General features: G+C 47.2%; 15 protein-coding genes. 5 read left to right on the top strand and 10 right to left on the bottom strand.

Annotated features, from left to right (window positions below; all coding sequences use genetic code 11):
• Positions 1-9: 9 nt before the first annotated feature.
• From H3001_RS19270 to H3001_RS06390, 4 genes are all read right to left on the bottom strand, one after another.
• Complete coding sequence (locus H3001_RS19270; protein WP_219915846.1) at positions 10-2,991, bottom strand: DUF6443 domain-containing protein; 2,982 nt, start codon at positions 2,989-2,991, stop codon at positions 10-12.
• Positions 2,992-2,998: 7 nt separating this feature from the next.
• Positions 2,999-6,661: a DUF5977 domain-containing protein gene (locus H3001_RS06400; RefSeq protein ID WP_181214437.1), complete on the bottom strand. Its 3,663-nt coding sequence runs from the start codon at positions 6,659-6,661 to the stop codon at positions 2,999-3,001.
• A gap of 647 nt (positions 6,662-7,308) precedes the next feature.
• Positions 7,309-7,398: a smalltalk protein gene (locus tag H3001_RS06395; RefSeq protein WP_178245220.1), complete on the bottom strand. Its 90-nt coding sequence runs from the start codon at positions 7,396-7,398 to the stop codon at positions 7,309-7,311.
• Between the two features lie 140 nt (positions 7,399-7,538).
• On the bottom strand, positions 7,539-7,868 hold the full coding sequence (locus H3001_RS06390; protein ID WP_181214436.1) for a hypothetical protein: 330 nt from the start codon (positions 7,866-7,868) through the stop codon (positions 7,539-7,541).
• 125 nt (positions 7,869-7,993) lie between these two features.
• On the opposite strand from H3001_RS06390, the gene H3001_RS06385 reads away from it, so the two are divergent.
• A complete protein-coding gene (locus H3001_RS06385; RefSeq protein ID WP_181214435.1) occupies positions 7,994-8,701 on the top strand; it encodes a helix-turn-helix domain-containing protein in 708 nt (235 codons plus the stop codon).
• A 153-nt stretch (positions 8,702-8,854) separates the two neighbouring features.
• On the opposite strand, the gene H3001_RS06380 is transcribed toward H3001_RS06385, so the two are convergent.
• Together H3001_RS06380 and H3001_RS06375 are read right to left on the bottom strand one after the other, a co-directional pair.
• Positions 8,855-9,808, bottom strand: a complete 954-nt coding sequence (locus tag H3001_RS06380; RefSeq protein ID WP_181214434.1) for a tetratricopeptide repeat protein — start codon at positions 9,806-9,808, stop codon at positions 8,855-8,857.
• Positions 9,809-10,099: 291 nt separating this feature from the next.
• The gene (locus H3001_RS06375; protein WP_181214433.1) at positions 10,100-11,278 is read right to left on the bottom strand and encodes a MalY/PatB family protein; all 1,179 of its coding nucleotides are present in this window, start codon (positions 11,276-11,278) and stop codon (positions 10,100-10,102) included.
• 373 nt (positions 11,279-11,651) lie between these two features.
• Between H3001_RS06375 and H3001_RS06370 the strand changes: the two genes are divergently transcribed.
• The 4 genes from H3001_RS06370 (at position 11,652) to H3001_RS06355 (ending at position 15,582) form a co-directional block, all read left to right on the top strand.
• A complete protein-coding gene (locus H3001_RS06370; protein WP_181214432.1) occupies positions 11,652-12,494 on the top strand; it encodes a prephenate dehydratase in 843 nt (280 codons plus the stop codon).
• Entirely contained in the window at positions 12,469-13,656 is a 1,188-nt protein-coding gene (locus H3001_RS06365; RefSeq protein WP_181214431.1) for a pyridoxal phosphate-dependent aminotransferase, read from the top strand. The genes H3001_RS06370 and H3001_RS06365 overlap by 26 nt, the downstream gene beginning before the upstream one ends.
• 75 nt (positions 13,657-13,731) lie before the next feature.
• Entirely contained in the window at positions 13,732-14,799 is a 1,068-nt protein-coding gene (locus H3001_RS06360; RefSeq protein WP_178244363.1) for a bifunctional 3-deoxy-7-phosphoheptulonate synthase/chorismate mutase type II, read from the top strand.
• Positions 14,800-14,808: 9 nt separating this feature from the next.
• Complete coding sequence (locus tag H3001_RS06355) at positions 14,809-15,582, top strand: prephenate dehydrogenase (RefSeq protein WP_178244364.1); 774 nt, start codon at positions 14,809-14,811, stop codon at positions 15,580-15,582.
• A 218-nt stretch (positions 15,583-15,800) separates the two neighbouring features.
• On the opposite strand, the gene H3001_RS06350 is transcribed toward H3001_RS06355, so the two are convergent.
• The 4 genes from H3001_RS06350 to H3001_RS06335 form a co-directional block, all read right to left on the bottom strand.
• Entirely contained in the window at positions 15,801-16,382 is a 582-nt protein-coding gene (locus H3001_RS06350) for a porin family protein (RefSeq protein WP_178244365.1), read from the bottom strand.
• Positions 16,383-16,697: 315 nt separating this feature from the next.
• Positions 16,698-17,924, bottom strand: coding sequence for an anaerobic sulfatase-maturation protein (locus tag H3001_RS06345; RefSeq protein WP_181214430.1), 1,227 nt, complete (start codon positions 17,922-17,924; stop codon positions 16,698-16,700).
• Positions 17,925-18,002: 78 nt separating this feature from the next.
• Positions 18,003-19,016 (bottom strand): DUF4435 domain-containing protein, encoded by a 1,014-nt coding sequence (locus H3001_RS06340; protein ID WP_178244367.1) that lies wholly within the window; start codon positions 19,014-19,016, stop codon positions 18,003-18,005.
• A 35-nt stretch (positions 19,017-19,051) separates the two neighbouring features.
• On the bottom strand, positions 19,052-19,876 hold the full coding sequence (locus H3001_RS06335; protein ID WP_178244368.1) for an AAA family ATPase: 825 nt from the start codon (positions 19,874-19,876) through the stop codon (positions 19,052-19,054).
• Between the last annotated feature and the right edge of the window lie 46 nt (positions 19,877-19,922).

Here is a 19,922-nt window from a genome sequence, read left to right as displayed (position 1 = left end):
AAGGAAATTTCAAGATGTTCCTTCTTCTAAGGCCGAATATTTATCATTTATTTTATATGCTTCTTGATAGATTCCAGCTCCTCCAATTCCCAAATCTATTGATGCTCCTTTAGTTGCTCGCATTCCATCATTTCCTATTTTTACACTTCCAGCATCAGCATCTATTCCAACTTTAGCACCCCAAACTTGAAAGTTAGCACTCAATCTCCAACCTATAGAGACATTGGCTGATATCGCATTCTCCAAATGTGGATATGCATCTTTCCAATCATTTCCATCGGGATCAATATACCTCATGGGAAGATTGTTACAATATATATACGGAGAGGCATAGTAGTGTTTTTCAGCTAATGAATCTACTACTGTGAATCTTCCCAGCGTTGCATCATAATGCCTTGCCTCATAGTCGTACCAGTTAAGTCCCTTTCGTGTGTCGAGTTCCTTTCCGTTGTACTTGTAGGGCTGTACGTTTCCGTTGTGGGCGAACATACCTCCGAAGGGGTAGTAATGGTTCACTTCCTCCACCTTTCCGTTCCGGTCTGCCACCACGCGGTTGTTTCCCTGATGGTCTTGCAGGTAGTAGTGGTACATTCCGTCGGGCAGGGATACATATCCGTATCCGGTAATCAGTCTGATGGGGTTCCCGTTTTCATAGATCAAATTCCCTGCATAGTCGGTGGTAGTCGTCTTTCCGTCTGCCCTGTGTACCGTGCGGAGCTTTCTTCCTTCGGCGTCATAAAGGTATTCGGTCGTACTTCCGTCTTCGAACTCAATGCGTTGTGGCAAATTTAGGAAATTATATTGAATATCCTTGATATTCCGGTTCAAATCTTGAGTAAGATTTCCGTTTTCATCGTAGGTATATTCCGTTTCCCTGTCCGCCCCATCCTTGAATTCAAAGCCGTTGTTGTATGCGGAACTTGCTGCATTGTCGGTAACTTTTGTCAGCTGGTTTCCACTGTAGGTCAGTGCGAGGTTGTCCACCAGTCCGTATTCCTGCGCTCCGGTCTGTCCCATGCGTCTGATTCCGAGAATATTTCCCGTTTTGTCGTAGGCGGTAACCTCTTCATTGAAGCGGTTAGGGTTAACTGCAAGCCGTTCCCCCTCTCCGTATTCCGCCATTTTCATGCGGTCCAGTCCGTCGTAGGTAAACCTGTATCCTCTTGTGGTCTGTTCCTCTCCTGCCTTCCAGCTGATGCTGCTGATGTTTCCGTTGTAGCAGGGAGTTCCGGTTCCGTCAGTATAGTGCAGCTCCTCCTTGAAGAGCGGGCTTTCGATGGAGGTTATCCAGTTCCGGATGTTGTAAACATATCCGGTTTTCAGGCTGTCCGTTCCGTTTCTCCGGTCGGTCACGATTCTTCCCAGGTCGTCATATACATTGTCGCATACCAGCTCCTCTTCCTTGTCGTCCAGGCGGTGGTACACCTTGAGGAGCCGTTCCATCGTGTCGTACTCGTAGCGCAGCATTTCTTTCCGCTCTTCCTGATCGGGTGAACGGTGGACTCTCATCACCAGCCGGGGCAGTCCGGTGAAGGTATATGCCGTATATTCTTCATCGGTCTCTCCCAGATGGTTCTTCAGTCTTTTCTGTACGCATCTTCCGAAGCTGTCGTAGTACAGCACTTCCATTCCGGTGAGTGTTCCGCTTCCGTCCGCCGCATAACTCGCCGTACCTGTCTTCAGTCCCGCCGCATCCGGCTTCTGTGTGTCAGGATATACTTTTCCGTACTCCTGCCTGTCTTCCGGCAGGAGTTCTTCGTCATCGAGAAATGCATAGTTGTCGTAATAGTCCGCTTTCAGGAGCTGTATGTCCTGTCCCAACGCCCCGGGTGCCTCGTATCCCGCCAGTGTGCCCCTGTGTGTCCTTCGGGTCATCACGGTGTCGTTTTTCATGGCTTCCACATCGGGGTTTGTGCAGATTCCCTGCACGACCTGTCTTCCGGTCTCATCGTATAGCCAGAACATCCACTTCCCTTCGTTACGACATTTCCCGTCTCTGCTCAGCACCCTTTTTCTTGTCTTGTCGTATACCATTTCCACTGCTTCGCTTCCGGGCATCTTTTTGCTGATGCAGTTTCCGTTTCCGTCGTACCGGTATACGTATGCGTAGTCTGCTATCCCTTTATCACTCTCGGAGCGGGTTTCTCCTGCCTGCCGGAATATTTCTTCTGCCTGCGGGGGCAGCACGTAGCGCAGTCTGTTCAGGTCATCGTACACGTAGTAGGTGTCGAGGTGTTCCGTTCCCTTCATATCGGTGTGTATTCTCCGCTCCAGCACGGTTCTTCCTTCGTTGTCGGTATAGGTTTCCACCGTTCCGTCTGTTCCGGAAGTCCAGTTCTCGCCTTTCAACACGGTTTTCATCAGACTTCCGGCAGGGAAGTCGGACTGATAAGTAATACCTTCTGCAGTCAGGACGAAGAGTTTTACGGCATCCTGTTCCGATAATGTGCAGGTACCATAATCGGTGCGTACGGTACGTCCGGTTGTATGGTTTCTTTCTTCTGCGGGCTGCCATATCTCTCCCGGCGCTCCCTGTTCGAGTATCCTGTCGAGCTGGCTTTGTTCGAATACCGTCTCGGCATAGGGGAAGTCGGTGGGCGTCATCCCGGAGCGAAGTGAGTCTGCATAGTAGGCTCTGGTTCCTGCTTCAGCTTCGGTGCGGAACTGTCCTCCGGCTACTCCGAAGTCTGCATAAGGCAGGTATGAACGGCTTTCCCTGCGGTAGGCATCATAGTATTTGTGCTGTACGAGGTCTTTCATCCCTTTGGCTGCTCCTACCGATACTTCCTGCAGGGGGTAACCGAAACCGTCGTAATAGGAGAACTTGCGCATACACTCCGTGATGGAAAGAGAATCTGCCTTGCGTGCGTCTGTTATTCCCGCCTGCCGTACCACTGTTTCGGTACGGTAGTTACGGTCTTTACTTCCCTGCTGGGCCTGTAAACCGGCAGCAGGAAGCAGTGATAATATCAATAGATAAATAGGTTTCATGGTGTTGTCAATTGTTTAATGGTTTGATAATGTAAGTATCCCGGAAATCAGGATATCCTTCTTCCGTATAGTTCACGTTGAAGTGGTAGTCTTCCGGATCGGAGAGCATATCGAAATCCACCCGTATGCTGTTGTCTTCCTGCAAGTACATTGTGATGTCGCGGTAGTACTTTCTTGCTACAGAGATGACAGTCGGTTTATAGTCTTTCTGAGGATCTCCTGTCTCACCGATGCGTTCGCTGGGAGGAATGGCATAATAGGTATGTTGCAGATTGCCCTGTATTCCCCAGAAGTAATCCACGATACAGGTCTTGTCCAATGGATTGATGACAGAGACAAGGATATCGTTGACGCATTCACCGTTCTCGTCGGCGTAACGTTGTCCGTTCTGCAGCAGGTCGTCTACCGCCATCCGGTTGGCTTCTTCCTGTGAGACTGAAGAGCTGTATTTACCGGCAGGCACTTCATAGACGATGGCAGCCGGATGCTGACCTTTGGTCGAATCGCAAAGACTGCTGTAGAAGGTGCGGCTGATAGCTTCGCTATAATAAGGCGGACGGTAGTCTTCCTCTTCCGACTGATTCTGATAGTGGTAGTCGTAGGTTTTCCGTATGTTACCTTCGTAGTCGGAAATACTTCTAAGACGCTGGAATTCATCATAGGCGTACGATTCGGTCAGACCTCGTCCGTCGGTCATGCGGCTCATGCCGACAAAAGGCAGGTAACCGTACGATGTTACTTGGGCATGCTGAGGATATACGCGTACCTCATCAATGGGATTCATTCCTTCATCGATAATGAAATTACGGTCGTTCATTTCCTTGCGCACATAGTTCCACTTTCCGTTTTTGTACACTTGGTAATCTACAAAAAGCGGTTGATTGTATGCTCCGGACAACCGGATTTCATAGGTTCCGAGATGACTTCCGCTGCTGTAAAATCCGAAAGGCAATGACTCTTCTCCCGAATAACCTTCAAAATCTTCGTACAGCCATTCATCATGTCCTGTAGTTTCCACATGCGACTTGCTTCCCCAATAGCTATAATTCAGTTCTCCCGGCAGGTCGGCGTTGATATCATCGCAAAGGGTAGAGGTTATCTGTATTGTATGTTCTCCTTCGGCTACGGATGCAAATTCCACTCTGTAAGTATAGGCATTTTTGTAGTCTCTCCAAGGCAGGTCATCACTGTAGTCGGAACGGCATTGCACAAGACTGAAGGGCTTTCCGTCGAAGCGTCCGGATACATACCAGTCATAGCCTATCATACCTGAAAGGTTGATTTCTACCGTTCCGGCACGTGAAGTACGGATAGTATAGGTCTTTTCATTCGGATAGGAGTTCTGTGCAGACAGCTTGACATATTCTGTCTTGCGTACCGGTTCGTAAACGGTAGTTGCCTTATAAGAGTTTTGCGAATTTCTGATTTGTATCACCGGATATCTGTAGTTTGATCCCCATTGGTAGGAGGTCACCACACCATCTGCCCCACTGATAGCTGTGGGATTTCCGTATCTGTCGGTCTGCAGTATTTCGTATTCCGGCTGGTAGCGGGAGTCATACTCTATACCATTATAAGGAGAGAATGAACTGGCTTCTATCGGTTCGGTCAGTCCTAATTTCATGTTTTTTTGTGGAAGAAGGAGTCCGGTATTAAATTCATTGTATACAGTCAGTTCTCCAGCACATAATTTGCCATCGCGGTATTCCAGTTGTTCCACCGGAAGCCCTTTCATTCCTTTGTTCACCATCTTGGAGTAGACATTGACGCCAGAAGCTACATCGCCCGGATAGGTGTAAGTATGGCGCACTGTTTTTCCCTTAGAGTCTTGCGACTCGTGAACGGTCATCAGCAAATCTTCATTATAAGTAAATTGCTCATGCTTAGCCTGAATAACAGTCTTACCCGAAGAATCATAAAGAGTTTCAGCTCGCTCTTCTAAGAAAGGATAGTAAGTCCATATTTTGTAAGGAGTAAATCTGACAAAGGGAACAGAAATAGTATAGCCGTACACTCCGGGGATTTTAAAACGGTCAATGCAACGCATAAAGTCATTGGTATCAGCTGCCTGTTCTTTGTAGCGGTTTACAATTTCTTTTACCTTTGTATCTCCGTTATACCATACTTCTTTCATCAGCAGGCCTCGCATCAGGGCTTTTGAGGTAAACTTATTGTCCAAGTCTACTTCATCAATATTGGTATACATCTGATAGTCTGCAACATCTGGGTAGGTGTCGTGGTTCGAATAGTAGTAGACTTTCTTCAATGGCTGTTCTTTACCGATTTTTTCTACTACGCGACTGTAGGTTACATGATTTCCGTTGGTGGAGCCGAGTACGTTGATATACCGTTCCGACAGCATGATATATCTCTGATCAATATCTCCTTTAAGTCTAAAATGAACCAAACCATCCCAATAAGAATAATTATAACTTGCATGATTATGTCCGTCTGTAATATAACGAGGTATACCAGAAAGAATACCAGAAGAGGTACCATCTTCATTTACATACTCAAAATAATGCACCAACTCCGAGTGGGAATGAGGATCTGTATAAGTAAGTTGCTTAATACGCAATCCCCCTGCTTGTCCAGATTTCTTTTCCAGTTTAAAGTCTGGTACTTGAGTGGCTATTTGTGAATAGTCATTTGACTCATATGTAAAATCAGCTTTACCACCAGCAGGATATGAGATGGATGTCAGTATTTCGGCTTGCGCAAAGAAATCATTAGCTGTCCGATATTCGTACAGTCCATCTTCGATGGAAATGTCCCGATAGTTCTTCCCGTTATAAAAACCCCAATTATCTGTTTCTGTGGCGTTGTAGTCCGGCAGGCAAAGGGGATTGTAAGTGAATTGATATAATTCTGGTTCAAAAAGGGCACTTCTATGTTCGAATGATTGCAGTTTGAGACGTTCTGCCTTATTTCGGGTATAGGTGAAAACATAGGCAGACAACAACTCTGTATGGTGACTGATAGTAATACTGTTCAAATGACAGAAATAGTTATGCGGAGCATAGGGTATTTTAGATCCACCATTCTCTTCGTAGCAAACCCCGTCTGCAAAGTGATCACTGAAGCCATCGTACTTTAAAAAATGAAGGTCATCTGTACGAACGGTACTCAGGTCTTCATTTCGGGATATACTAAACTCTATTTTTAAATCGTCGTCGAATACAATGCTTTTAGGATAAACCGGATGTAGTACTTGGAAACTTTTCCCTCTTTCTTTATCCTGAGATGGATAAAAGCCTTGACCTCCATTGTAAGAGTATACCCACAGGTCATTGATTACATCATTAAGTATAATTGGATTACCGTTTCGCTGATAAGAGAAACTTATCTTATTGCCTTTTGGAGAAATCACCTCCCGCAACATCCATGAAGTAGGTAGAGTCTTGAAGAAAGGATGAAGTTCACTTGAGTTATAGGCTTGCATACGTTTCTCTGTGGCAAACTCAATACAGTCATTGTCACCTCCAAAAATGAGTTTGGTGCCGTCTTGTTTCGTAATCGTAAATTCATAAAACAAACGGTAAATACGATATGACTGCAGGTCTTTTTCGGCATGTAGCGAATGAAATTTGATGGGCTCCGGATCGTTCTTTATAATCGGAGTAGAAACCGTAAACTTTTCACCGTTACAGCTTTTTATTCTTACATGCATTTTTTTGTCCCTGTCACGATAAAAATAGAAACTACCGTTTATACCATAAGCGTTAACTATAAATTCATCAGGTTCCCAGTCATAAGTTACAAAAGTCTCGGCATTAATATAATCTATTAAACGTTGTTCGGATGCCCAGTTATCCTGATCTAAATAACAGGATGAATAATAATATCCTGGATCCAGATCTCCTCCAGACATACCAATTCCTGTAATATCTTTTTGATCTTGGTTGATAGTCTCGTCTGCTCTCCCATTAATAACTCTCGTAATACAGCCACCTGCATTTAAATTCCATCCCAGCCCAACATAAGTAGGATATTGATTAACCTTGACACCTGATGCATAATAGTTTAGCGAAAGAGGTAGCTCCAAATCTTTTATCTGAGCTGTATAAAGAGGAATATTGATTGAGGGCAATCCGTTAAAATAACTGACCGGAATACGCTGATACTTGACAAACTCTGTAGCTGTGGGGCTTTTGACATCCACTTGTGCAAAAACAGAAAGCCCCGATAAGACTAGTATAAGTGATAGTATTGTTTTTCTCATATTTTATTTTCTTTTACTTAAACTGATTGGCTATGCCATGCTTCCCGAAGGAAGCGATAGCATAGCAGTTGTTTTTACTCAATCTTCTTGTTCGTTTACATCGCACTTCCGCCCAATGCGCCTAACACGGCAGATGCTACTGCGATGATTACTTTCAAAATGGTGTCCCATACACCTTTCTTCATTGCCATAATTTGCTCCTTTCTTTAAATGGTGAATAAATGTGTTCGTTTTGTCGTTTCAAGCTTGATGACAGTGCAAAGGTAGATTGTTTGTTTTAATTTTGTATACACAATTTATAAAGCCGTTAAACCTATTCCCGTTTTTAAACGGAAAAATTGTTCTTGTCGAAGTCACGGAATTCGGATTCCTGTATCTTTTTCCGCTTTCGAAGGATACTGGCACGTATCTCCCCCAATGCGCGGAGAATAAGTTCCATGCGCAAGAAAGAGTCTTCTATCTCAGTGATTACAAGGTGTTTTTTTCTTTTTTCCTTATGCCTGCATTCTTTTCTATATTGCCTGCTTCGTTTCTTGCGGCACTCCTTGCAATATTTGTCGAAGGTTTGTGAACGATGGTTACGGTAGAATTCCTCCAAAGGAAGCTCACGCTTGCAGCACGCACAAATACGAGTAGTAAAATTTGTAAATTTCATGGCTGTAGATTGATTATTTCCTAAAAACAATTTGATTTATTAAAACAATAAGCTATATTTGTTGAGGCAAATATAATAATCTTTTCATATATAAAACAAACCAAATTATAGTTTAACCCCAAAAAATGAATACACTGCTCAATGTAACTGAAATAGTGAAGCGTGCCAAAGAGGTACTGAACTTCAAGACAGATGTAGAATTAGCTAACTATCTAGGGATATCCAGATCCACACTAAGCAATTGGTGTTCAAGAAATAGCATCGACTTTCCACTACTGCTGGAAAAGATGAAAGAAGTAGACTACAACTGGCTACTGGTAGGAAAGGGGGCTCCTCATCGCGATAAACAGTTCTGTCAGTTAGGAAGACATACAGGAGAGGTGGAAACAATTTACATTCCAAAAACACCGGAAACAAAGTACGACCGGTGTGTGAAACTGTATGATGTGTCGGCAGCCGCCAACCTACGTACGATGCTGATGAACCGCAACCAGTATGTAGTGGGAAAGATTGTTATTCCCAATATGTCTTCGTGCGACGGAGCGGTGTATGTAAGTGGGGATAGCATGTATCCTCTGCTGAAATCAGGAGACATCATTGGTTTTAAAGAAATTAATGATTTTCAACATCTTATATACGGAGAAATGTATCTGATATCATTCTGTCTGGACGGTAATGACTACCTGGTGGTGAAGTATGTCAACCAGTCAGAGCATCCGGGATGCATTCTGCTGGTGAGCTACAATCCTCATCATCAGCCGATGGATTTACCTATTGAGAATATACAGGCTATGGGAATTGTCAAATTTTCAATTAGAAAAAACATGATGTGAGAATGAAAACTGAAAGGAATGTAGATTGGATGCAGATACCCCGGAAAAGATAAGTGTATTCCCTTCAAAGAAAGAAAAAACGAATAAACAGGGTGACTCTGCTCAACCTGATTATTCGTTTTACGAAAGTCGAAACTGGAACATTCTCAACGATCAATAGATTCCAGGTCCTTGTGTCTGTTCGCTGAAATTGTCATAGTTTCCGCTGATTTGCTTCTCGCCTTCGGGATTCAGTTCAATGGCTTTCTTTACGTCTTCCACCGACTTTTCCTTTTCACCCTTCAACAGGTAGATTCTTCCTCGCTCCTGATAAAGCAAGGCGCTCTGAGGCATGACTTCCAGTGCTTCGCCCAGCAAGTTGACAGCCTCATCCAGCTGGTTCTGCTGTACATAAGCTTCAGCCTGAAGCAGGTAGGCTTTTTCCTGGAAGGGATTGGCTTCTACTACCCGTTTCAGCGAGGCGACAGCCTCTGTGGCGTTTCCTGTAGCCAGCTCAATCTGAGCCTTCAGCAGCAGTGCATCCTCCTGCTCGGGAGCCTGTGCAAGTATTTTTTCAATATCTTCCAGTGCATCTTTTGCCTGACGCATACTCCAGAGTACTTCTGCACGCAGCAAATAGGCCGAAAGTTCGTTTTCATCGAATAAGATAGACTTGGTAAGCATTACAATGGCCTGCAGTTCGTTATGAAGGGCATAGGCAGCCTTTCCTGCCAGATAGTAAGCAGCTGCATGCTTGTCGTCCAGCTGGATGGCTTTCTGACTGTAACTGTCCATGGCAGAATAGTCGGCTTGCATATAGCACAAATGTGCCAGCGAAAGCCAGACTTTGATATCGTCCGGAGTCTTTCCGGACAGACGTTCCAGCGTGGTGCGTACTTCCGGCAGACGGTCGGACTCCATATAGGCATTGGCCAGCAGCTGCAGGGTTTCCGGATCTTCTTCCAGCGCTACGGCCTGTTCAAAACATTTAATGGCATAGGGCAACTGGCGCATGTTTCTGGCGCGGATGCCATCGTATTTCAATATTTCAAAATTTTTCTTCTCCTGTGCTGCCTGTTGTTTTTCGGCAGACGTATTTTCTCCAAAAAGGAACGATAATAGACCCATGATGTTAAAACGGTTGTTGGTTAATGCTGCAAACTTAAAAAAATTCACTGAATTTACTGCACAAATTCTGCAGTTTATAAGGGAGTATTTGAAAGGGAATTACCAGATATTCTCCGACCCGCGTACGGAGGTCGAAGAACTTCCGTACGCGGGTCGGAGAACCTTGCATGCGGGGTTGTGCAACCTCCGTATGCGAGGCGGAGTACCTGAAACCGGAAAGCCGGAAAGGCAAGGGTTTACAGGGAAGACATGCTGATAATGAAATGACAACTGTGAGCTGCCGCGAAATGGCTATCCGGGAAAACGCCGGTCAAAAGCTGCCTTCAGCTGATTCAGGGCTTTTTCCAGCACGGCTCTCGGACAGGCTACATTCATGCGCATGAATCCGACTCCTTCCTTGCCGAAGGTGGCTCCGTCATTCAATGCCAGACCTGCCTCGTCGGCAAAGAAAGCTTTCAGTTCTTCCTGTGACAGGTGCATCGGACGGCAGTCCAGCCAAAGCAGGTAAGAGGCCATCGGACGGAGCGGACGGATGAGCGGAATATGGGCTTCGAAGAACTCCAAGGCATAGCCGATGTTCGACTGCAGATAAGACAGGCATTGTTCGAGCCATTCTTCCCCGTGGGTATAGGCGGCTTCTACGGCAGGCCAGGCAAAGACATGGCCGGCTCCCAGCTCTGAACTTACCAGATAATCGGTCAGCCGTCTGCGGACAGCATCGTTATAGATAATGGCATGAGAGGCTGCGACTCCCGGCATATTAAAGGTCTTGCTCGGAGCCATGAAGGTAACGGAATTCTGGCGGGCACGCTCGGAAATCATGGCAAACGGAGTGTGACGGTGCGGGGGCAGAGTAAGGTCGGCATGTATCTCGTCGGAGAATACCAGTACATTGTCTTCCGCACAGAGATCGGCCACTGCCTGCAGCTCTTCGCGGGTCCATACTACCCCACCCGGATTATGAGGGTTGCAGAGTATCAATACCTTCACTCCTTTGATTTCACGGCGCATCCGCTCCAGGTCCATACGGTAGTGTCCGTTCTCCAGTATCAGCGGACACTCTACCAGGCGGCGTCCGTTGCGGGTTACCAGCCAGGAAAAAGGCGGATATACCGGAGTCATGATCATGATTTTGTCACCCGGTGAAGTAAAGGCATGAATGGCCATGCCCAGTCCGGCGACTACTCCCGGTACGAAGGTAATCTGGTCGGGGCTCACTTCCATATCGTAGCGTTTCTTTACCCAGTTGACAATGGAACGGAAGTAAGATTCGGGCTTGGAAGTATAGCCCAGCACCGGATGGTCGCAGCGATGACGCACGGCATCGAGTACAAAGGGAGGAGTGGCAAAGTCCATATCGGCCACCCACATGGGTATCAGGTCGGTCCGTCCCCATATTTCTGCCATTCCGTCTACTTTCACCGAAGCAGTTCCCTTACGGTCTATCAATTCGTCAAAACAGTATTTCATCGTTTCTATTCTTTTTATATTGTTTCTGTTTTTTAATAATGTATATGCTTTTCATTCCCCTTTCACGGGCAAGCACAAATGTAACTTATTTCTTACTTCCCGAAAAATATTAGTAAAAAAAGTTCATATTATTCTTGTTTTTCCAAGAAAAACATTACATTTGCGGCATAACAGTAACAAAATAACAAAACAAGTTATGAGAACATTTGCGACATATTTCTTCTTTTTCTTCTATTACTTTTACTTTAGCAATGAAGTGAAGCGGGAGTTCGCATATGTATAAGAGAGTTAATTAAACCATTCTGATAACGAAATCCTGCTTCACTGAGTGACGGCAGGATTTTTTATTTTAATAACTAATCGAGAACGAGAAATGAAAAGAATAGCCATACAGGGAGTTCCGGGATCCTATCACGACATTGCTGCACACCGGTTTTTCAAAGAGGAAGAAATTGAGCTGATATGCTGCAATACGTTCGAAGAGGTATTCGAGCAGATCCGGAAAGACAGTGGTGTGATAGGGGCGGTTGCCATAGAGAATACCATCGCAGGCAGTTTGCTGCACAATTATGAGTTGCTCCGTGAAAGCGGGACTACCATTCTGGGGGAACATAAGCTGCGTATCAGTCACAGTATCATGTGTCTGCCCGATGAGGACTGGAAGGACCTGACAGAGGTAAACTCGCATCCGGTGGCCCTCGCCCAATGCCGGGAGTTCCTGCAGCAGCATCCGCAGCTGAAGGTGGTGGAAATGGACGATACGGCAGGAAGTGCGGAGATAATCAGCAAGAAAAAGCTGAAAGGACATGCGGCTATCTGTTCCAAGTATGCCGCCGAGCTGTATGGCATGAAGATTCTGCAGGAGGGAATTGAGACCAACAAGCATAACTTTACCCGGTTCCTGATAGTGTGCGACCCGTGGAAGGCGGATGAATGGAAGGATCATTCGAAGGTGAACAAGGCAAACATCGTTTTTTCGTTGCCGCACAATGAGGGAAGTTTGTCGAAGGTCTTGTCTATCTTCTCGTTCTATAACATTAACCTGACCAAAATTCAGTCGTTGCCTATCATCGGACGCGAATGGGAATATCTGTTTTATGTGGATGTGATATTCAACGACTACCTGAGATACCGGCAATCAATAGATGCGGTTTCACCGCTGACCAAAGCACTTAAAATTTTAGGAGAATATGCAGAAGGAGAATCAACCTTATAAGATACAGCCGGCCGACAGACTGGCGAATGTGAGTGAATATTATTTCAGCAGAAAGCTGAAAGAGGTGGCAAAAATGAATGCGGAGGGCAAGGATGTGATCAGCCTGGGAATCGGCAGTCCGGACATGCCTCCGTCGGAAGAAACCATCAGGGTATTGTGCGAACAGGCGCAACGGCCGGATACGCACGGATACCAGCCTACGGTGGGTATTCCGGAACTGAGACAGGCTATGGCCGACTGGTATAAACGGTGGTATGGCGTAGAGCTCGATCCGGCTACGGAGATACAGCCGCTCATCGGCTCGAAGGAGGGAATCCTGCATGTGACGCTGGCGCTGGTGAACCCGGGAGACCAGGTGCTGGTTCCGAATCCGGGATATCCTACTTATACGTCGCTGAACCGGATTCTGGGCAGTGAGATTGTCAACTATAACCTGCGTGAGGACCGCAACTGGGAACCTGACTTCGAGGAACTGGAAGCGATGGACCTGAGCCGGGTGAAGATTATGTGGACGAATTATCCGAACATGCCTACCGGGGCTAATGCAACGCTCGGACTGTATGAGAGACTGGTGGATTTTGCCCGCCGACATCAGCTGGTCATCGTCAATGACAATCCGTACAGCTTTATCCTGAACCGCAAGCCCATCAGTATTCTGAATGTGCCGGGAGCTAAGGAGTGCTGCATTGAGTTCAACTCGATGAGCAAGAGTCATAATATGCCGGGATGGCGTGTGGGTATGCTGGCTACGAATGCGACTTTCGTACAGTGGATACTGAAGGTCAAGAGCAACATCGACTCGGGTACTTTCCGTCCGCTGCAGCTGGCGGCGGCGCAGGCTTATCGGAATACTCCGGAATGGCACGAGGAGGCAAACTTCAACGTGTATAGCCGTCGCAGAAAGCTGGCAGAGGAAATCATGCGGACACTGGGATGTACCTTTAATCCGGAGCAGGTGGGGATGTTCCTCTGGGGACGTATCCCGGACTCGTACAACGATGTGGAGGAGCTGACTGAAAAGGTGCTGCACCGGGCCAGGGTGTTCATCACTCCGGGATTTATCTTCGGAAGCAACGGAAAGCGGTATATCCGCATTTCTCTCTGTGCCAAGGAAGAGAAACTGGCGGAGGCGCTGCAGCGCATCCGTGACATGGAGGGATGAACCGAAACGGGGGTGAGTTTGTTTATTTGCTGAACAATGATTTTATGTTTTAACCGAAATTAAAAGCTTTAATATATGGAACTGAATTTGCAACCTATCGAACTGGAGGGAGTTTCGAAGGAACGTCCTTTGGTGATTGCGGGACCGTGTAGTGCCGAAACAGAAGAACAAGTGATGAATACAGCGACACAGCTGGCCAACAAGGGTGTGAAAATATTTCGTGCGGGTATCTGGAAGCCGCGTACCAAACCGGGAGGATTCGAGGGCATCGGCGTGGAAGGACTGGCATGGCTGAAACGTGTCAAACAGGAAACGGGCATGTATGTGGCTACGGAAGTGGCTACGGCAAAGCATGTGTTTGAGGCACTGAAGGCGGGTATCGATATCCTGTGGATCGGGGCGCGTACTACGGCCAACCCGTTTGCGGTGCAGGAGATTGCGGATGCACTGAAGGGGGTGGATATTCCGGTGCTGGTAAAGAATCCGGTGAACCCTGACCTGGAACTGTGGATCGGGGCATTGGAGCGTATCAACAATGCGGGACTGAAACGGCTGGGAGTCATTCATCGCGGCTTTTCGTCTTACGACAAGAAGATATACCGCAACTTGCCGCAGTGGCACATTCCTATTGAGTTGCGCCGCCGTATTCCGAACTTGCCGATTCTCTGCGACCCGAGCCACATCGGAGGCAAACGCGAACTGGTGGCTCCGCTCTGCCAGCAGGCTATGGACCTGGGATTCGACGGACTGATTGTGGAATCGCATTGCTGTCCGGACTGTGCCTGGAGTGATGCTTCGCAGCAGGTGACTCCGGATATCCTGAATTACATCCTGAATCTGCTGGTTATCCGTAAGGAACATCAGAGTACGGAAAACCTGAACGAACTGCGCAGCCAGATTGATGAGTGCGACAATGAGCTGATGGATATCCTGGCCAAGCGCATGAGGGTCTGCCGCGAAATCGGTACGTTCAAGAAGGAGCATAACATGACGATTCTGCAGACGGGACGGTATAATGAGATCCTGGATAAGCGTGGGGCTCAGGGTACACTGTGCGGCATGGATGCGGATTTTGTGAAACTGGTGTTCGAGGCTATCCATGAGGAAAGTGTACGGCAGCAGATGGAAATCATCAATAAATAAGGGGGCGGCATGAGGATTCTGATTTTGGGTGCCGGCAAAATGGGCTCTTTCTTCACGGATGTGCTGAGCTTTGACCATGAGGTAGCGGTTTTCGACGTGGATGCCAGAAGGCTGCGCTTCATGTACAACTGCTGCCGGTTTACGACGCTGGAGGAAATCGGGGAATTCCGCCCTGAACTGGTGGTGAATGCGGCTACGGTAAAGTATACGCTGGATGCGTTCAGACAGGTGCTTCCTGTGTTGCCGAAGGATTGTATCATCAGTGACATTGCTTCGGTAAAGACCGGACTGAAGGAGTTTTATGAGACCTGCGGCTTCCGCTTTGTGTCTACGCATCCTATGTTCGGACCTACTTTTGCGAATTTGGATAAGCTGAGTACGGAGAATGCGATCATCATCAAGGAGGGAGATCATCTGGGTAAGATTTTCTTCAAGGATCTGTATCAGCGGCTGGGACTGAATATTTTTGAGTATACTTTCGACGGACATGACGAGACGGTGGCTTATTCGCTCTCCATTCCTTTTGTCTCGACGTTTGCCTTTGCGGCTGTCATGAAGCATCAGGATGCGCCGGGTACGACTTTCAAGCGGCACATGGCCATTGCCAAAGGGGTACTGAACGAGGATGACTATCTGCTGCAGGAAATCCTGTTCAATCCGCATACACCGGAGCAGGTGGAGGGAATACGTACCGAACTGAATGAGCTGCTTGATATCATCCAGCAGAAAGATGCGGTACGGATGAAGGGGTTCCTGGAGAAGATACGGAAGAATATCCGGTAAAAGAAAGTTGGATTTATTTACTTCTGACGGGAAATCATTATTTATGACAACCGGCAGGGCGCTTATCAGGTGATGGAGCGGCCGGAGGAAACGGGGAGAGGACAGAGTGAGTCTTCTCCCCGTTTCGTATGAAGGAACCGTAAGGGCATAAAAAAACCGGCCCGCAAATGCGGACCGGAAAATAAAAGATATTGAAATTTTTTAACGGGTTCAACTGATTAGAATCTGTAACCTACACCAATCATGAATGCAATGTTGTGTGAAGATTCACCACCGTCGCCCTTGAACGGATCGATAAAGCCGTACTGGCCAGTCAGGTTAATCAGGTATTTGTCGCTCAGTTCCAGACCTACACCATACTGCAGACCCAGGTCGAAGCGTTTCATCAGAGCTTCTTCCATTCCGTCTTCCTTAGAGAATACCTTCATGCTTGCATCTCCTTCTTCCAATTTACCGCCCATACCGAATGCCAGATAAGGACCAGCGTTAACTACAAACTTCATGTTGTCAGATACATCGAACTTCGCAGCTGCCAATACCGGAATTTCCAGGTAGTGAGTTTTGATTTTCAAATCTCCGGCTTTCGCACCCTTACCGGTGATATTCAGACCTGACTGCAAATACCACATATCAGTAAACTGATAGTCCAAGCCAACACCTACTGTATAGCCAACTTTCATATCAGCATCAGTGTTGCTCAAGTTAGTCATGCTCATACCTACTTTTGCATTCCATGTCATCTGAGAGAATCCAGCCAATGCGAACATGCCTAATACTGCTGTCAATAAAAACTTTTTCATAATGATATACATTTTAGTTATAGTCCCGCCCCCTATAGACTTACTTATTTTTATTCAAGACAAAAACTAAAGTGAAAGGGCCGTCTTTGCTATATCCAAAGGCTCACTTCGTTTGTTTTAACACTAACAAAGTTATGTATTTATTTTTTAAAATCAAAACATTCTAAAGGGAGAAAAGAGGGCGTTTTGTTAAAAATATTATCTAAATGGTCAAAACAGGCAACTATTCTAACATTTTTTCAGTCTCTATTTTCCCTTTTTTTTCCTAAAATATCATGCATTTTTTATACATCACGTCTCCTTTTTCTACTACAATTACAGGTCATGGCTCTTTAAATACTCCATAATATTGGCGGGAGCACGCTCGGCCAGGAGTTCTTTTTTCATAAAATCCATATAGGGAGCCACGTGTTTGAAGAACTGGAAGTAGCCCTTGCAAAGGTAGTTCAGGCCGGGCTCGCCGGAAGCGGTTTTTGCAAAACGGTTTTTCGGACATTCTCCGTTGCAGGCAAACAGGAATTCGCACTCCTTGCACTGTGAAGGCAGGGTACGCTGCTTGTCGAGTCCGAACTGCTGCTGGCGCTCGCTGTACATCATCTCTACCAAAGTTTTCTCATAGATGTTGCCCAACTTGAACTCGGGAAAGACAAAGTGGTCGCAGGAGTATACGTCGCCGTTGAATTCCATCACGCCTGCATGGCCGCAGGTCTTTGCCATGGAACAGACTCCGGGCTGCTCTCCTACCCAATTGGCCAGGGTGGCATCGAAGATCTGAATGAAGTACTGACCGACATCGTTGCGTACCCATTCATCGAAAAGGGTACAAAGGAAGTTGCCCCATTGTTCCGGAGAAACGGAGAAATCGGCGAGCTTCTCGTCCTGCTGCAGCGGGGAAGCCAGATGGCGTCCGTCCTGATGGGGAGAGAGGCGTTCGACAATGGGAGCAAACTGAATGTAACGGCATCCGATTTCCTTGAAGAAATGGTAGAATTCCAGCGGATAGTCGGCATTGTAATCGTTTACTACCGCCATGCCGTTCCATTCTACTCCGTGCTTCTTCAGGAGGTTGATGCCTTGCATGACTTTAGCGAACGAGGGACGTCCCTGACGGTTACGGCGGTATTCATCGTGAAATTCCTGAGGTCCGTCGATGGACACTCCTACCAGCCAGTTGTGCTGGCGGAAGAATTCGCACCACTCGCCTGTCAGCAGGGTACCGTTGGTCTGGATACAGTTGTCGATGGTACGTCCGTTGGCATACTGACGCTGCAGTTCCACCACGCGCTTGTAGAACGAAAGCGGCCGCATCAAGGTTTCTCCTCCGTGCCAGGTGAACAGCACCTGGGGCATGGTCTGGGAATTGATGTATTCGCGGATGAAACGTTCCAGGAGTTCATCGCTCATCACGTACTTGGAACTGTCTTTATATAAATTCAGCTTTTCGAGATAATAACAATAGTCGCAAGCCAGGTTGCATACGGCCCCTACAGGCTTGGTCATGACATATAGCGGCTTGGCAAAAGGTGCAAAGGTCTGTTTCATAACAATACAAATGATTTAACTGATTCAGACGGCAAAATAAGCAAATAAAAACGGAGTGTCAAAATCCGGCAGGAAAGATTACTCGCGCCGGCCGGAATCGATGGAGTGTATCAGTTTTTTTACGTCTTCGCGGATACGCTGGTAAAGCGGAGAGTCTTTGTAGTTGGTATTCTTGTAGATGACGGTCTCCACGCCGACGATGCTCCGCTGGTAATTGGTCAGTTCGTTATGCAACTGCAGGTCGTGCAGGGCAAGGTCGTGGATCTGCTGCTCCCGTTCGCGCCTCAACACTGTGCAGACCGGTATCAGCAGGCGCATGACGACATTGTCCATGATGTGGTGTCCCTGAATGAACATGTAGGTGTTCTCGGGGGTTACGCCCAGATGCAGGAATTCTTTTTTCATTTTCTCTATCTCACCCACTGCGTCTGCATGCCTGTGCTCCAGGTCGCGCAACTTGCGGTTGACTTTCTTTGACATGACTTCAAGGCTTTTCTCGGGATGACGGGTGCTCACCTGGTCGAGCTTGACGTATGAACAGAAATCGAGCAGAGAGAATTCCGAGAGGATGTGTTTCCGGTAGAACCAGACCGACCAGATAAACAGCGGGTAGGCAATCTCGGAATAGAGTTTCATGAAGGCGGGAAAATCGATGAGCATGTGGTCGTTCAGGGTGGCCATCACACAGATTTCATGGAGGCCTTCGGCATAGCAATGGTAGTTTTCGATGGCATAGGCGTAGGTCTGCAGGACATACGGACTTTCGATGATGTAGCGGGAGGTCTGTGTACGCCCCTGCAGCAGGTAGTCGTAGTCGCTGTCTACGCAGGCTATCATGTTCTGCCCCAGCTGTGGGCCCAACTGATTCATGAGTACCGTTTTCTTGCCTTTTGCCAGCGAGCTGCTCGAGGGCAGCATCACTTCGAAATAGCGGGTTTCATCCTCAAATTCGGTCAGCAGTGCCCGCCAGAAAGAAATGTCGTCGTAACTTTCCACATAAGCCACGATTTTTTTTCTGGCACGTTTCGGCTTCAGGCTGTTGGCGGCCCCGATATAAAGCGAAGAAAGGTTTTCTGTCAGTCGTTTTCCCATAGCGGTCTCATTTTATCGGTTAACCTTGTGCAGGCTTAGTGCATGGTAATGTCACTGACCTCGGTCACTGCATCCATCCATCCGTTCATGATGACGGCCGGAGAGTGGGTGGTCAGAATGATCTGCACGTTCGGATTCAGGCTGCGGATCAGCGAAATCAGCCGCTGCTGCCATTCTACGTGCAGGGAGATTTCGGGCTCATCCATGAAAAGGGTGCAAGGCTGGTTGTCCTGTACCAGTACGGTGAGCAGTATGACCAGCATCTGCTTTTCGCCCGAAGACAACTGGTAGGGAGTGAGAATGTCTCCGTCTTGCTCAAACTGGATTTCGTTGCTCTTGCGGATGATTTTCTTCCCGGTCTCACTGAAGAGGTCGTCTATCAGGTCCTGGAAACGGGTCTTGGGCTTGGAGACTTCGGCTGCACGGGCCTGCTCTTCAATCACACCGCTGGTGAGCATTTCGATGATGCGGTTGCCGATGTTCACCTGATAGTCGAGATAGCGTCTCTGCAACTGGTACAGCTGCCAGTCGAGCTCTGTCTTCACGTGCTGGTTGCCTATCTTTTCGAGCAGGGCGCTGTTGATGAGCGGACGGTCGAAGCTGCGGATGACATCGAAATGGATGTAAGTGGCATCTTCGGGAGAAAAGACGAAAGAGACTCCCGCATTGACCCCGTTCGAAAGGGAGCCGCCTTCGAGGGCGTACAGCCGGCTTACGGAGTTGTTCAATATGGTGCTCTTTCCGATTCCGTTGATTCCACTCAGGATATTCACATCGGCCCGCAGGTTCCACGAAATGTTCTTCCGTCCCCAGAGTCCGATGATTTCAATGCGCTTAATATAGTCGGCTTGTTTTTTCATAATTTGCCTGCGGTTTATGATCGTACTAACAAAATTAATGGTTTCC

Origin of the sequence: Phocaeicola faecicola, assembly GCF_013618865.1 — a bacterium.
Taxonomy (GTDB): Bacteria; Bacteroidota; Bacteroidia; order Bacteroidales; family Bacteroidaceae; genus Phocaeicola; species Phocaeicola faecicola.
This window is presented reverse-complemented; position numbering and strand designations above follow the sequence as displayed.